Origin of the sequence: Neptuniibacter sp. 2_MG-2023 (genome assembly GCF_030547495.1) — a bacterium.
GTDB lineage: Bacteria > Pseudomonadota > Gammaproteobacteria > Pseudomonadales > Balneatricaceae > Neptuniibacter.
Map to the genome: position 1 here is coordinate 48,233 of NZ_JAUOQC010000007.1, position 14,901 is coordinate 63,133.

The window sequence follows — 14,901 nt, forward strand, 5'->3', positions numbered from 1 at the left end:
CTTATATAAATAAAAAAACAGGCATTCGCCTGTTTTTTTATTTTATTGCTCTTGTGTTCTAGGTCGTTCACCAATCACCGCTTTGAAAGAAAGTTTTTCACCATCTCTAAGTATTTCAATATCTATGCTTTCATCGGGTTTGAAACGAGCGATTTCAGTCATAGACTTTCTGCCGTTCATTATGGGTTGTTTATTTATCGTTAACATAACATCGCCAGGCTGAAGCCCTGCTAAGTGTGCTGGTCCATTTCTAAATACGCCCGCAATAATAAGTCCTTGCATGTTTTTAAGGCCAAAGGATTCAGCTAGTTTCGGTGTTAATTCTTGAATCTCAATTCCCAGCCAGCCACGTACGACCCTCCCATATTTGATCAGATCTTGCATAACCTGTTTTGTTAAATTGGAAGGAATGGCAAACCCAATGCCTTGAGATCCACCGGATTTTGAGAATATCGCTGTATTAATGCCAATTAAATTGCCGTATGCGTCAATTAGTGCACCACCGGAGTTGCCTGGATTAATGGCCGCATCTGTTTGAATAAAGTCTTCATAAGTATTGATGCCTAAACTGTGGCGGCCGGTTGCGCTTATAATTCCCATAGTTACCGTTTGGCCGACGCCAAAAGGGTTGCCGATGGCTAAAACAACATCACCCACTCGGCTATTATCTGATTGGGTTAGAGCAATACTAGGAAGGTCTTCCATGGCAACTTTTAGAACGGCTAAGTCTGTTTCAGGATCAGTGCCAATCACTTCTGCTACAGCTTCACGGCCATCTTTTAACGCAACTATAATACTGTCTGCGCCGGTGATTACATGGTTGTTAGTAACTATATAGCCTTGGGAGGTAAGGATAACGCCTGAGCCTAAGCTTGATTGGATTCTCTCTTGTTGGGGGATGCTATCAGCATCAAAAAAGTTACGAAAGAAAGGGTCATTGAAGAGAGGGTGTACTTTCTGTTGAATAACAGTACGTGTATAAATGTTTACAACCGCCGGTGCGGCAATTTCTACAGCATCAGCATATGAGACTGGGCCTAGCCCTATGCCACTCTTAGGTATAGAGGGGGCTTCTCTGAACTTTATGGCCTGAGGTTCTGATGAAAGTAGGCTGGGGAATAGCTGTAGCAGTAATACCGCTACGAGAATCCCTGCTAGAACAGGCCAAACAAGAAAATTTAATTTACGCATGTCTTATGTAATCAATTACCCAGAATAAGCATAGAATTATACGGCGTATTAAAGTTTTGTGAATGGATAAGATAATAATGTCAGTGAAACGTGAAGATTTAATGAGTTATATCGATAATCTTTTAGAGCCATCGCAGTTTAAAGACTACTGTCCCAATGGTCTTCAGGTGGAAGGGAAAGAGGTAATAGGCAAGTTGGTTTCTGGTGTGACAGCATCTCAATTGTTGATTGATGCCGCTATAGCAGAGCAGGCGGATGCTATTTTGGTTCATCATGGTTTTTTTTGGAAAGGTGAAGATAGCTGTATTACTAAAATTAAGAAAAAAAGAATTAAGGCGTTACTTGACCATGATATTAGCTTGATTGCTTACCATTTGCCTTTAGATGCCCATCCGTTACTTGGTAATAATGCACAATTGGCAGAACGCTTAGGGGTTGAAGTACTGTCAGGGTTAGAGCCTGGTAACCCTCGAAGTATTGGTAATATTGGCCGGTTCCAGCGTACCTATACTGCAGAGCAGTTAGCAGAGCATATAGGCTCTATTTTAGGGCGAGAGCCTCTATTGATTTGTGGGGGCGAGCATAAGATTAAAACGATTGGTTGGTGCACAGGAGGCGCTCAGGGCTATATAGATAAAGCAGTTGGTTTAGGGGTGGATGCTTACATCTCAGGTGAAATTTCTGAACCTACAGTCCATAGTGCTAGAGAGAATGGTATTCATTACTTTGCCGCTGGGCATCACGCCACTGAAAGGTATGGTGTGCAAGCGCTGGGAGAGGCGCTTGCGCTGCATTTTGGTATAGAGCATCACTATATAGAGATCGACAATCCTGTATAAACTAAGCTTACCTTAGGGTCAGTGGATATTCTGTTATAAAGGTGGGCGTCTTCGTATGGCGGATTTTCAGGCTAGCGTTAATAAACTTGAGGGGTTTAATTTATATGAGTAGTGGCCAAAGTGAAATTAACTCAAATTATTTAGAAGAAGCACCGACGCTTGAGCAAGTTAATGAGATGCAGGGGGATATTCTGCTTGAGTTTGGAGTGCCATGGTGTCCGCATTGTCAATTAGCTCAGCCTATAGTGCAGGAGGGGTTAAAAGATCATCCTGAGCTTACCCATATCAAGCTATATGATGGGAAGGGTAAGCCGTTGGGGCGAGCATTTAAAGTTAAGCTTTGGCCAACTTTGATCTTGTTGCACAATGGCTTAGAGATTGGCCGTTTAATAAGACCTACAAGTACTGAGGATGTTCGTCATTTATTCTTATCCGCCCACTGATGGATTAGTCGTTTAGCAAAACACTCCAGAGGGGATTTGGTTATTGTGCAGTTTTTTCTGTTTATTTGCTTGTGGAAAAGCCGCAAATACAAAAAAGGGTTGGGCTAAAAATAGCGCAACCCTTGATATACAGAAATTACAAAAAAACTGATGCTTAGATAAAGGGGTTATCGCTTATTTGCTCTTGGCGATAGGAGGTACTATTTCCGCTGTAGTTGAATCATCCCCTTCTTTACTGGTTTCTTCCCCAGTTGTTTCCTCTTTTAGACCAAAGGTTTCAGATAGGGTACCTTCATCTTCAGGCCTTTTGGGCGCGTAGTCTCGAGGAATGTCAGCTGTAACTTCTTCTGTTTTTTCAGAAGGTTCTTCAGGTTCATTGTCCTGATTCTCGATTTTTGCATGCATGGCGGGTTCTAAAGCGAGATCAATGGTGCCTGCTTTACATAAATCTACGGCACCGGTTGCTAAGTGCTCATGAACTTCTTTATAGCTGTTGGTGAGGTTGTTAACTAGTGCAGCTGTTTTTTCAAAGTGTTCATTGACCTCTTCTTTATAGTTCTCAAGCTCTTTGGTTGTACTGTCTAACTGTTCGGCAAGTTCTGCTTGGCGATTAGATGTATTACCTGAGCGCCCCATTAAAAAGCCGATAACAGCACCTATAAGTAAAGAAATAATGCTGATTAACCATAAATCTTCCACGGGATCTCCTTAATGACTTGCGAATATTAACCGATACACTATGCCATTTATTCTACAGAGCAGCTCCCTTTTTAGACAGCCTAGAGCTTAGTCTGAGTAGAAGAAAGTGTTTGGTTAGCAGTTGTATAATTAAGTGCTTAGCATAAAACAAATCGTGCTTGATGCCTATGCTTTGAGTATTCTACTTTTTGTAGTCGCTCAGGTATCTTTTTTGGCTTTATATAAGGGATTAGCGTTTGGGGGCCTAATCACGTGTTTTGCTATTGTTGGTGATTTTCTTGCGCTTCTTCATGTAATTGCTGCAGGTAATTAATTTGCTCTTCTAAAATAGCGCAAGCTAGTTTTCTGTCTTGGTTGTTGATAGCGTTAAATATTCTCTCATGCTGACTAGTAATAATTTCTCTTTCTCTAAATCTGTAAGCGATCATATTGGATACAGGTTGGAGTGCTTCGATCAGGGTGTACATAATAAAACTGAGCATTTTATTGTGACTGGCATCAGCAATTGCGCGATGGAAACGAACATCGGCTGCGCAGAACTCTTCTGGACTGATATTTTTATTTTTTTGATGGATGAGATGCTGCTCTAACCGTTTAAGGTCTTCATCTGTACGGTGCTGACAAGCAAGGCGAAAGCAGTAACTTTCCATTTCAAGCCGAGTGCTGCTGATCTCATCTAATGAGACATCATTCATACTGACAAAAAGGGTGGTGGCGGTGGTTAGGTGGTCACTGAGTTCATTTGTTCCTAAATGATTGACAAAGGACCCTCCCGTTGGGCCGCGGCGTGAGCGGATGAGGTTTTTTGCGGCTAATCTTTTAAGCGCTTCTCTGATTGTTGGGCGAGATACTTGGAAGCGTTGCGCGAGCTCTTCCTCTGTGGGGAGGCGGTCATCGGCTTTCAGTGTACCTTCTAAAATAGCCTCTTGAAGCTGATCAGCTACCTGTTTTGATAAGCTACTTTTGTTGATTGGCCCTATCTCTAAATTCACCTGTCACTCCGCTGGTTTAAATTCTTTACTAACCTAAGGTAGAAGATAAATTTAATTATAGCCTATTGATTCAATATTTATAGTATTTTATATTTGTATGACAAATTAACTTATTAGAACGTTCAACGGAGATTAGTATGTTCAAAGCACTGGTTTTGAATCAAGATGAAGGTAAAACAACGTCAGCTATTGAGCAGTTAGCGATGAGCGACCTACCAGAAGAAGATGTACTTATAAAAGTGGATTACTCTTCGTTGAACTATAAAGACGGTTTGGCTGTTACAGGTAAAGGTAAAATCATTCGTAATTTCCCAATGGTGCCAGGAATAGACCTAGTCGGTACTGTCGAAGATAGTGCAGATGCGCGTTATTCAAAGGGAGATAAGGTTGTTTTAACGGGGTGGGGCGTAGGTGAAATGTATTGGGGCGGATATTCCCAGTATGCGCGTTTGAAAGCTGATTGGTTGGTACCTTTGCCTGAAGGTATGGATCCGATTCGTACTATGCAAATAGGCACTGCCGGTTTAACTGCTATGTTATGTGTTATGGCTTTAGAAGAGGGCGGAGTAACACTTGAGAGTGGTCCTATAGTGGTGAGTGGTGCTGCGGGTGGAGTAGGGAGTGTTGCAGTCGCGATATTAGCTGGACTCGGTTATCAGGTAGCAGCGATTACGGGGCGTGCCGAGACAGAAGGTTACTTGCGTGGTTTAGGTGCAAGTGAAATTTTGAGTCGCGATGAGATGGCGCAGCCGCCGAGACCTTTAGAGAAACAGAGATGGGCGGGGGCTATTGATACAGCGGGTGATACTATACTAGCTAGAATGATTGCTGAAACAAATTATAGCGGTGTTGTTGCCGCTTGTGGTTTAGCGGCTAGTTTCAAACTTCCCTCGACGGTAATGCCTTTTATCTTACGTAATGTGCGCCTTCAGGGTGTCGATTCAGTTAGCTGCCCTTACGAGCGTCGTAATATAGCTTGGCAACGCTTACTGACTCAGTTACCAGAGAATGCTTTAGGTGAAATTGCTCAGATAATTGGCTTAGATGATGTGCCTGAATACGCAGAGAAAATCACTAATGGTCAAGTAAAAGGCCGTGTTGTTATTGATCTTAATGCATAACCCTTAAGGTTAAAAAAAGGGCCTCATATGAGGCCTTTTTTTTATCCGTAGATCCCATCTACTCTTGGTTTGATTAGAATCGTTGTGTATTTGAGTAAGAATAAAATCCAAGCGATAACCCACAGACTGCCAGAAATATGCAAGGTACTCATGTAGGATAGTGGCAGTATATCAATACTGATACGGAATACCGCAGAGAGCATAAGTAATACAAATGCAGATATTATCATTGGGCCAGCGGTTAGTATTCGTCCTGTATGGCCGAGGGAAACTCTAGACATCATCCCTAAGGTCAGTCCGCCAATCCCACCGGTAGCAAACGCATGATAAGCGATAGACTGATTAACCAAGTTTAAGGTGCTTAAAGCATAAAGTAGATAGCCAAAAGTGATAAATAGATAACTAAGCTGAAGGATCCAAACCAGTGGAACAGTAAAAACTTTGTTGCTGAACCAGCCGCCGAGCCGAATTAAATTCATCAGCCCAACGAGTGCACTGAAAAAAACAATAACCTCAGTATAGCTAGTCAGCGTAGATATAACCCAAATGGCGGTCATCGGAATAATTGAGCGTTCAATTATTGGAAACTTTCTGCTTTGAGTGCCTGCGACCCCCTTTTCTGTAAAAAAGGGTATAACGCGTCCGCCGACAATGCTAATGATCATAACAATCAGAAATAAACCTAATTGAATGCCTGTTGCTATAGTGTCTTCTGTTATGCCCATTAGATTTAGATGGATGAGTAAATTAGCGATAAAAAAGGCGAAAAGAATAGGGACAAATAGAAGATTTCTATAGTTCTTGGATTTAATAATGGGCCAAGCGATGCTGATGGCAACGAGAGGTATAAAGATTAAATCGGTAATAGCGATGACTGCTTTGGGTATGCTTTCAAATGCAGGAAGTAGCCTAGCTAAGAGCCACACTAAAAAAAGCGCGGCTAAGGGCCAGCTATACAGGGTTTGTACATTAGTCCAAGTGCGAACGGCCGTGAGCAAAAAACCTGCAATGATGGCAATGCTAAATCCAAATATCATCTCATGAGCATGCCAAGTGATAGCTAAATCATAATAATGAGGTTGGTAACCTTGGCTATATATAACAAGCCAAAGAGTAATTAGGATAACAGCGCTGGCAGCTCCGGCTAAGAAAAATGGCCTGAAGCCTAGATTGAAAAGCGAGAAAGGTGAAGGTTCTCTGCGTTCCTGTAATTGAATCATCGGAATCTCCGCTGAAGGACTCTAGTGTTATACTAGGGATCTATTTTTATATTATGTATTATTTATACATGTTAATAAATATCTATCCTATAAACAGGTTAGAGTAGCGGTTTAGTATAGTTAATATAGTCTGTTGGGAGGTTGTGTGCGGCAATTGATTTTAGGGGGAGCTCGTTCTGGTAAGAGTCGTTTGGCACAAGAGCGAGCTATAGCGATTAATAAACCTGTTATTTACATTGCTACAGCCGATGCGGGTGATGCGGAAATGGAACAGCGAATCGCGCTTCACCGCTCAGATCGTCCTGCGGAATGGACGGTTAAAGAAGTACCTATTGACCTACCCCAAGCGCTTTCTGAATTAAGCGGCTCCGGTGAGACTGTTTTGGTTGATTGTCTTACGCTTTGGCTTACCAATTTATTGCTAAAAGATTTATCAGTCATGCAGCAAGGAATGCAAGATATGATAGCGGCGGTTACGGCTTTTAAAGGTGATTTGATCTTAGTTTCCAATGAGGTGGGATGGGGGATAGTGCCTATGGGTGAGCTAAGCCGTCAATTCCAAGATAATACTGGACGTTTACATCAAGAACTGGCCAAAATTGCGGAGCGCGTTACCTTGAGTGTTGCAGGTATTCCTTTAGATGTTAAAACAGAAAAACAGGTGGGTTTGTGAATTTAAAAGATTGGTTAGCGATTAGTGTTCAGCCTGTTGATCTTCATTATAGGGCGCTAGCAAATGAACGGCAGTCACAATTAACTAAGCCACCAGGTTCGTTAGGTTTATTGGAGGATATAGCGGTTCGTTTAGCAGGATTGCAAGCGGTTGAATATCCCTCATGTGATCGTGTAGCTATCTCTATTTTTGCAGCGGATCATGGTGTAGCGAAACAGAAAGTGTCCGCGTTTCCTCAAGAAGTTACGACCCAAATGATTCTTAATTTTGCATCAGGAGGGGCTGCAATTTCTGTTTTAGCCCAACAGTTAAACGCTGATTTTGAGGTTATTAATCTTGGTACGGTTACACCTGTTGAACACCCTGATGTGGTTAGTAAAGTTATAGCCGCTAGCTCCTCTGACTTTACTGAGACAGCGGCGATGAGTGTGCCTCAATTAGAAGCCGCTCTTAATGTTGGAGCGGACGCGGTAATTAGAGCAGGGCACCGAGGGGTTGAGTTATTTGTTGCGGGCGAGATGGGGATTGCTAATACCACATCGGCTTCAGCGCTTATGGCTGCTTTTCTTGATTTGAGTGGAGCCGATGTTGCAGGCTCAGGGACAGGTATAAGTTCGCAAGGGGTTCAGCATAAAGCCAAAGTGATTGATCAAGCATTGGCTTTACATCGAATGCAATTTTCCTCACCAATGGATATATTGAGATGCTTAGGTGGGTTTGAAATTGCAGCGATGGTGGGAGCGTATTTAAAGGCGGCTAATCTAGGTATCACTATAGTGGTGGATGGCTTTATTAGTACGGTTGCGGCTTATATTGCGATTCAGATTAACCCGAATAGTAAAGATTGGATGGTGTTTGGCCATTGTTCGCCAGAAGCGTTCCATCAAGGTATTTTAGACTCTTTAGATATTCAACCTCTGCTTGATTTAGGTATGCGTTTAGGGGAGGGCAGTGGTGCGGCCGTCGCCGTTAATATCATGAGAACCGCATGCGCGCTGCATCGTGATATGGCCACGTTTGCTGATGCGGGTGTCAGCCAATAAGTTGGCGGAGAAAATTGTTTTGCTGAAATCCACGCAGTTTGATCTATTGCGACATGGCGAACCTGAATTGAAGGGTGTGTATTTAGGACATACTGATTCTGAACTTTCAGAACAGGGTGTGCGTGATAGTTTAAGTGCTGTCGAGCATGATCCTGGGTGGGATTTGGTGGTGAGCTCACCGCTTCAACGTTGCCGTCATATAGCAGAAACAGTTTCCCTGCGACTTGGTCTTAACCTTTTGATACTTGATCAGCTACAAGAGTACAATTTTGGCGAGTGGGATGGGCAGCGATTTGAAGCTGTTTATGCTCAGCAGCCTCATTTGGCTGATAATTTTTGGTTAGATCCCGAAGCTAATCCGCCCCCGTTAGGTGAGCTTGTTGCTGATTTCTCCAGCCGAGTTCGGGCTGCGAAGACACAGCTTTTAGCGAGAGATGAGAAGCGAATACTTATCGTTACCCACGGTGGAGTAATTAGAGCAATGGTAGCTGATTTACTTGATATTAAGCCCCAGTATTGGGGAAGAATAAAAGTAGACTATGCTTACTTTACTCAGTTAAGGTTTGATACCGACTTGAAACACAGTTGGCCACAATTAATTAGCAGTAATGTGAAGTCTCCTATTTAGTCTTTCCATGAGTTAAGTGCTAACACATAGTAAGCCTTACTCTATTAAGGACATTGGCTTAAAACGGGAAATTATGAAGTACACAGAAACGCTTAAGAATATTCATCATAGCCTTGATCGCTTAGGCGACCTCCCTGTGTTTAGCGCAACGATTAATCGTATTCAACAAATTAGTTCCTCGGATGAGGGCGATGCTATGGCGCTGGCTATGGCAATCATGAAAGATACGGGCTTGTCTGCTCGTTTATTGAAACTTGCTAATTCATCGGCATATAAACGGGGACAAGGGAATGTAAGTGTTATATCCCGTGCCGTTGTGCTGATGGGGTTCAACCAGATTAAGAGCATCAGTTTAACGCTTAAGCTGATAGAGAGCTTTCATGATGAACATCCAGATCTTGATGTGCCTGGGATGATGATGAGGCAGTTTCTTAGCGCAAATATGGCGAAAGAGCTGGCCCTGAAAAGTAAAAAAAGTATAGATCCTGAAGAAGCTTATCTTGCGGCATTATTATTTGGTTTGGGTGAGATCGTTGTTGCTTGTACTTTACCAGATGAATATCGAAAACTGCTTAGCTTGAAAAAAACCAGTAATAAAAGCTGGCCACTTATCCAGACCGAAGTGTTAGGTATTAGTTTTAACGCATTAGGCCGAGAAATGGCTGCTGGCTGGGGTTATCCTAAGCAGGTATTACATACTATGTCTGACGTGAGTATGAACCAACTTGATGAGCATAGTAATTTACTAACTAGTCTGCCCTTCCTTTGTAATGGTTTAGTGCATCAGATATATGGTAAAGATTTACGTAATGAGCAGCCGTATGATCAATTGATCGATGCAATATCAGATGTTTCAGGCATCTCTTTTGATGATGTAGGAGAGGTCGCCATACAATGTTTTCGTCAGGTTTCTAAGGTGAGTCGCACTTATGGTCTCAAAGCGCAGTTATTGATTCCGGAATATGTTGAGTCAGGTAATGCTGTTAAAGATGAGATGGTGCGTAAATTAGCTTTTTTAGCCCATGATGAAGCTGAGCAAGATGAATCTGAACTCAGTGATAATGTACAAAGCACTGATACACCGGTTGTATGTAGTCAGGGGCAGTTAGCGTATCTAAATCAGCTGACTGAATTAATCGGTTCTGAAGGAACTATACACGATATATTTAAATTGGTTGTAGAGGCGATTCATCAGTGTAGTGGTTTTGATCGAAGCTTACTTTGTCTGCTTAATAAAAAGAAAGACCATCTTGCTGTTAAGATGATTGAAGGTAAAAAAATAGAAGCCTTGCAGCGTTATTTTGAGCGTGATCGCTCTAGTAAAGGTGGTGATCTATTTTTTAGAGTGATGGAAAAGCAGGTTACACTTTTAGTGAATGATCTTGAGGACGAGGGCTGGAGCGACCGTTTACCTCAAGACTTTGTCTCCCAAACTGAATGCCAAGGATTTGTGCTGATCCCATTAGTTATGGGTAAGCGGGTAATTGGTATGTTGTACGCCGATCGTTTGAAAGGTAACGGCCCAGTATCGGACACTGATTTTAATATTTTCAATCGCTTCGCCACCCAAACACGCTTAGCGTTAATGTACGCTGATAGTAAAGCTAAGCGTTAGGGGGCTGAATTGAATCTTACTCAGGTAACTATTCAGTTAAACCTTTAACGAAAGATTTAGTATCTTGCCAAGCATCTTTACTCACCTCAACACCTGAATCGATTACCTCGCCTCCAGCGTCAACGGCTGTTTTTGCACCAGATTCCGTTGAGCAGAGCGCGCGTTTGGCGACACATTTGGATTTACAGCCTAGTTCCGCGGCCTCATCTGTGAAATGGACAACGGCACATTGTGTTTCACACAAGGTTTGCTCGGTGGAGCAATCAGCCCAAGTAAATGAGGCTAAAAATAGTAGACCAAAACCATATATTGCTTTCATAAAGTACTCCTTTTAAAGGCGGTTACGTTGATCTCTGGGTTGCCAGAGGATTTCTTTGCCGCCCTGCCTCAGCACAATTGTTCTACTTGCCACAAAAAGTAGATCGGATAAACGGTTTAGGTAAGCTACTGCATCTGAATTAACCTGTTCTTCGTCATCCAATAATAGTGCTGTAATTTGTCTTTCAGCCCGCCGGCAGATACTACGGGCTAAATGGGTATAACAAGCTGAAACCGAACCACCCGGAAGAATAAATTCTTTAAGGGGAGGAAGTTCAGCGTTAAGTTTATCTATCTGATGCTCTAAGTATTCTATCTCTGTTTGATCAATAACTGTATAGCTTTGATCAGCCACGGCGATCTCACCGCCTAAATCAAATAACTGGTGTTGAATCAATGTTAGAGTAGAGTGTAAAGGATCGTCTGAGTCTAGGCCTGAAATAATCAGCCCTATACAGCTATTGAGCTCATCTACCGTACCTAATACTTCAACGCGTTGGGCTGTTTTACTAATGCGTTTGCCATTGGCTAGCGCAGTAGTTCCTTGATCACCTGTACGCGTATAGATACGTGTCAATCTATTAGACATGAAGGACCTTATATTAGTGAATACTTTAATTGGAGTATTTTTAGGGTAAAGGGTTCCATCATCATAACAAGAAAGCGATGCTTAGGTTCATTGTTACAAGGTTGTCCGCGATTGAGCTACTTTATCTTTTTGAGGTGAAATTTTACTATCGGTGAACTTTCTGGACCTTTTTAAGGTATGCCAAATTGATGGGGACAGGGATACTTCGCGCTTTGGCCTGACGACAAAGATAGCCCGTTATGCTATCAATTTCTGTCTGACGGCCTTGGCGCACGTCTTGTAGCATCGACGAGTAATTTTCAGCAGTAATTTCCGCCACATGACAAGCTTGCTCAATGAGTAGGCCATCAAAAAGATCAATATCAAATGCGTGTGCAACGAGTTCCACTTCTCGACAGATCGCCGCCATGGTTGAAAGGTAGTCAGGGTTATTAATTAATTCACCATTCTTACAATCAAAGATAGCGGTCAGAGGATTAATCGCGCAATTGATGGCGAGTTTTCTCCATAAGGTTAATGCAATATTCTTATCTTGCACTACATTGAGGAAACCGCCCTTTATTAGGTCATCGACCCAGGTATATGTTTGGTTGGGAGCGCCTATCTGTGTTACTCCTCTACCGGCATGCTGTACATTAAAGGGGGCTTTGAGCCAAGCGCCATCGGTTGTTGAGGCCCAAACAACATCTGCATGAGGACATTGTGACTGAATCCACTGTTGGCTGCCCATGCCATTTTGTAAAACGATGATTTTAGCGTGAGGGTCTAAACGGCTTTTAATGCTCTTAAAGGCATTTTCTGTATCGACTGATTTAGTCGTAATGAGAAGCTGCTTAATCGTTTCAGGAGCACTAGCAAGCTCCGCAGTCATTGGATAATGCTGACCTGCGAGTACAATTGAATTTTGTTGCTGAAACAGATTAACTTTAGTTTGATTGCGCAGAATCAAGCTAACAGGGAAGCCTAGATCGGTAAGATGACAGGCCCATAATGACCCAATAGCTCCTGCACCTAGGATATGCCATGGTTGTTTCATTATATCTCCATCAAAGTGGGCTGTGGAATTAGAGCAAAATTCCATATCATTATTGTCTATTCTAACGCTGTTTGCAGATTTTATGATTACTCTGACGTGAAAAGCTAATACAGGTCAGCTAGAATTTGAAAAAAATTGAGGAGTTAATAGATGCCATCGTTTGATATCGTTTCTGAATTGGATATGCACGAAGTTTCCAATGCTGTTGATCAGTCTAATCGTGAAATCCAGATGCGTTATGATTTTAAGGGGGTCGACGCTCGCTTTGAGCAAAACGATAGCTCAGTCATTATGTATGCAGAAGTAGAATTTCAATTACAGCAATTATTAGATGTCCTACGTACAAAGATGGTTGGCCGTAAAATTGACATTCGTTGCTTAGAGGTTAAAGACCCAGAAAAAGCCAATATGAGAGCTCGCCAAGAGGTTGTGCTCAAGCAAGGCTTAGATCAGCCTTTTGCTAAAAAAATTGTCAAAATGATTAAAGATGCAAAGCTCAAGGTTCAGTCTCAAATTCAGGGTGACCAAGTCCGGGTAACAGGAAAAAAACGAGATGACCTGCAAACCGTCATGGCATTTTTGCGTGAAGCCGATTTAGAGCTTCCTTTGCAGTTTAATAATTTCCGAGACTAAAGGGATGAGTAGGGAGGTGCTTTACACCTCTCCCTTTTGCTCAAGACAATCCAATAAAAAAAGCTCCTTTACTAATTCTTGAGAGGGGCTTTCGGCAAAGTCTTCAACACAGATACTACCGTTCTCTAGCTTTCTCATTAGTGAGCTACCCTGCCAATGCACGATAGGAATACCGGTAGAGCGATGAATCACCCTTAGGTAAGGGTTACTTCTTTCAAACCAAGCATCAATTACGTAGGTCATGCTCTTCTCCTTGTTTAAGTGAACTGAAGTAGAGCGTTGAGCATAGTACAGTATTCTCTAAATGTAAATGATATTAATTATCATTTACATTTGTGGGATTTATAGTTTTGGCGGCTAAGACAATCAGTAAAAGTACGGGTAGCCCAATAAGAGCAACAGATATAAAAAACCATTCATAATCATAGGCATCAACGAATCCACCGGAAAACCCCCCTAAAAATTTAGGGAACAACAACATGACCGAACTAAAAAGCGCATATTGTGTCGCAGAGTATTGGATATTGGTTAAGCTGGAGAGGTAAGCAATAAACGCGGCGGTTGCTATACCTCCGCTGAGGTTGTCTAAAGATATAACGAGGGTTAAAGCGGTTGTGTTATGGCCTAAAGTGGCTAGCCAAGCAAATAGAAGGTTAGTCAAAGAGACCATCAAAGCCCCTGAAAATAGGATTTTCATTACACCAAAACGGCTCACGAGTATTCCGCCTAGGCCAGCTCCAACTATGGTCATAACGACGCCATAGATTTTTATAATCTGTGCTATTTCTCCCTTAGTAAATCCCATATCAACATAAAATACATTGGCCATAATGCCAAGAATGACATCAGATATACGGTAGGTGCCAATAAGGGCCAAAATGATAATCGCTTGTTTTCCGTAACGTTTTATAAAGTCGATAAAAGGGCAGGCCACGGCGACATAAGCCCAGCTGATAAACCGCGAAAGGATATTCGGTAGGTGGGCATATTTTTCACTATATTGAATAACTTTATTTCTCTGTTCAAGGGTCTCGTCGTCAATAGAGATCGCTTGAGGCTCAGATACCGATAAGGTTGTTGCAATACCAATTAGCATCAAAGAGGCCATAGCTAGATACGCAATCCGCCATGAGTCTTGGTCATAGCTGTCCGGTGTAGGCGAAACCCATGCTGCAATGGCGAGGGCTCCTGCGCCCGCGACAATCATGGCGATTCTGTAGCCTGCCATATAAGTTGCCGCCATCGCAGCTTGAAGGCGCTCCTCAGCTGACTCTATACGGTAAGCATCGATAACAATATCTTGAGTTGCTGAGCTAAACGCAACTAATACTGCCATAAATGCCATAAATTCCAGATGCTCTAGAGGATTAGAAAAGGCTAAGCCTGCAAGCCCCGCAAGTAACATGCTTTGAGCCAAAAATAGCCAGCTGCGGCGGCGGCCGAGTAAGCGTGAAAGAAGTGGGATTGGCAGGCAGTCTACTAAAGGAGCCCAGAGCCATTTGATACCGTATGCAAGCCCAACCCATGAGAAGTAAGTTATTACACTGCGTTCAACACCCGCTTCTCTTAACCAAAATGATAGTGTGCCGAAGACCAATAATAAGGGTAGCCCAGATGAAAAGCCTAAAAAAAGAAGTGTGATGGCCCGGGGGTGTAGATAAATTTTTGCGGACTGAAGCCAAGATACCGGCTGAGGTTCGACTGATGACATCTGAAAACGCCTTCCATGAATAAGCGTCTATTGTCCCTGTCTGCTGTTAGCAAGGCAATGGTTTCAAAAAAGGTTTATATCGAGAAGTAATGAGCGAAAGAATAAAAATAAAAAGGCCCAACACTCGGCTAGATTGTTGGGCTTTTCATA

At 42.5% G+C, this 14,901-nt stretch carries 17 protein-coding genes; 8 read left to right on the plus strand and 9 right to left on the minus strand.

Annotation, left to right across the window (positions count from 1 at the left end; genetic code table 11):
• Positions 1-42: 42 nt before the first annotated feature.
• A complete protein-coding gene (locus Q4486_RS08485; protein WP_303519060.1) occupies positions 43-1,191 on the minus strand; it encodes a trypsin-like peptidase domain-containing protein in 1,149 nt (382 codons plus the stop codon).
• A 62-nt stretch (positions 1,192-1,253) separates the two neighbouring features.
• Between Q4486_RS08485 and Q4486_RS08490 the strand changes: the two genes are divergently transcribed.
• Both Q4486_RS08490 and Q4486_RS08495 read left to right on the plus strand, forming a co-directional pair.
• Positions 1,254-2,030, plus strand: coding sequence for a Nif3-like dinuclear metal center hexameric protein (locus Q4486_RS08490; protein ID WP_303519061.1), 777 nt, complete (start codon positions 1,254-1,256; stop codon positions 2,028-2,030).
• A 104-nt stretch (positions 2,031-2,134) separates the two neighbouring features.
• The gene (locus Q4486_RS08495) at positions 2,135-2,473 is read left to right on the plus strand and encodes a thioredoxin family protein (protein ID WP_303415661.1); all 339 of its coding nucleotides are present in this window, start codon (positions 2,135-2,137) and stop codon (positions 2,471-2,473) included.
• 174 nt (positions 2,474-2,647) lie between these two features.
• On the opposite strand, the gene Q4486_RS08500 is transcribed toward Q4486_RS08495, so the two are convergent.
• Positions 2,648-3,172 (minus strand): YhcB family protein, encoded by a 525-nt coding sequence (locus Q4486_RS08500; protein ID WP_303519062.1) that lies wholly within the window; start codon positions 3,170-3,172, stop codon positions 2,648-2,650.
• Positions 3,173-3,432: 260 nt separating this feature from the next.
• A complete protein-coding gene (locus tag Q4486_RS08505) occupies positions 3,433-4,164 on the minus strand; it encodes a FadR/GntR family transcriptional regulator (protein ID WP_303415659.1) in 732 nt (243 codons plus the stop codon).
• A gap of 137 nt (positions 4,165-4,301) precedes the next feature.
• On the opposite strand from Q4486_RS08505, the gene Q4486_RS08510 reads away from it, so the two are divergent.
• The gene (locus Q4486_RS08510; RefSeq protein ID WP_303519063.1) at positions 4,302-5,285 is read left to right on the plus strand and encodes an MDR family oxidoreductase; all 984 of its coding nucleotides are present in this window, start codon (positions 4,302-4,304) and stop codon (positions 5,283-5,285) included.
• Between the two features lie 41 nt (positions 5,286-5,326).
• Here the strand turns inward: Q4486_RS08510 and Q4486_RS08515 are convergent, their stop codons facing one another.
• On the minus strand, positions 5,327-6,505 hold the full coding sequence (locus Q4486_RS08515; RefSeq protein ID WP_303519064.1) for an NnrS family protein: 1,179 nt from the start codon (positions 6,503-6,505) through the stop codon (positions 5,327-5,329).
• Between the two features lie 145 nt (positions 6,506-6,650).
• Between Q4486_RS08515 and cobU the strand changes: the two genes are divergently transcribed.
• From cobU to Q4486_RS08535, 4 genes are all read left to right on the plus strand, one after another.
• The gene (gene cobU, locus Q4486_RS08520) at positions 6,651-7,178 is read left to right on the plus strand and encodes a bifunctional adenosylcobinamide kinase/adenosylcobinamide-phosphate guanylyltransferase (RefSeq protein WP_303415656.1); all 528 of its coding nucleotides are present in this window, start codon (positions 6,651-6,653) and stop codon (positions 7,176-7,178) included.
• Positions 7,175-8,221, plus strand: a complete 1,047-nt coding sequence (gene cobT, locus Q4486_RS08525; protein ID WP_303519065.1) for a nicotinate-nucleotide--dimethylbenzimidazole phosphoribosyltransferase — start codon at positions 7,175-7,177, stop codon at positions 8,219-8,221. Before cobU ends, cobT begins: the two co-directional genes overlap by 4 nt.
• 19 nt (positions 8,222-8,240) lie before the next feature.
• Positions 8,241-8,849, plus strand: a complete 609-nt coding sequence (locus Q4486_RS08530; RefSeq protein WP_303415654.1) for a histidine phosphatase family protein — start codon at positions 8,241-8,243, stop codon at positions 8,847-8,849.
• 73 nt (positions 8,850-8,922) lie between these two features.
• On the plus strand, positions 8,923-10,464 hold the full coding sequence (locus tag Q4486_RS08535) for an HDOD domain-containing protein (protein WP_303519066.1): 1,542 nt from the start codon (positions 8,923-8,925) through the stop codon (positions 10,462-10,464).
• Between the two features lie 28 nt (positions 10,465-10,492).
• Here Q4486_RS08535 and Q4486_RS08540 read toward each other — a convergent pair whose 3' ends face one another.
• The 3 genes from Q4486_RS08540 to Q4486_RS08550 form a co-directional block, all read right to left on the minus strand.
• Positions 10,493-10,783 (minus strand): hypothetical protein, encoded by a 291-nt coding sequence (locus Q4486_RS08540; RefSeq protein ID WP_303415652.1) that lies wholly within the window; start codon positions 10,781-10,783, stop codon positions 10,493-10,495.
• Positions 10,784-10,795: 12 nt separating this feature from the next.
• Positions 10,796-11,371, minus strand: coding sequence for a cob(I)yrinic acid a,c-diamide adenosyltransferase (locus Q4486_RS08545; protein WP_303415651.1), 576 nt, complete (start codon positions 11,369-11,371; stop codon positions 10,796-10,798).
• 145 nt (positions 11,372-11,516) lie between these two features.
• A complete protein-coding gene (locus Q4486_RS08550; protein WP_303519067.1) occupies positions 11,517-12,407 on the minus strand; it encodes a 2-dehydropantoate 2-reductase in 891 nt (296 codons plus the stop codon).
• A gap of 150 nt (positions 12,408-12,557) precedes the next feature.
• Between Q4486_RS08550 and Q4486_RS08555 the strand changes: the two genes are divergently transcribed.
• Positions 12,558-13,040 carry a YajQ family cyclic di-GMP-binding protein gene (locus Q4486_RS08555; RefSeq protein WP_303415649.1) on the plus strand — a complete coding sequence of 161 codons (483 nt, stop codon included), beginning with the start codon at positions 12,558-12,560 and terminating at the stop codon, positions 13,038-13,040.
• A gap of 21 nt (positions 13,041-13,061) precedes the next feature.
• On the opposite strand, the gene Q4486_RS08560 is transcribed toward Q4486_RS08555, so the two are convergent.
• Both Q4486_RS08560 and Q4486_RS08565 read right to left on the minus strand, forming a co-directional pair.
• Entirely contained in the window at positions 13,062-13,283 is a 222-nt protein-coding gene (locus Q4486_RS08560) for a hypothetical protein (protein WP_067868706.1), read from the minus strand.
• A 73-nt stretch (positions 13,284-13,356) separates the two neighbouring features.
• Positions 13,357-14,751, minus strand: a complete 1,395-nt coding sequence (locus Q4486_RS08565; RefSeq protein ID WP_303519068.1) for an MFS transporter — start codon at positions 14,749-14,751, stop codon at positions 13,357-13,359.
• Positions 14,752-14,901: the final 150 nt, after the last annotated feature.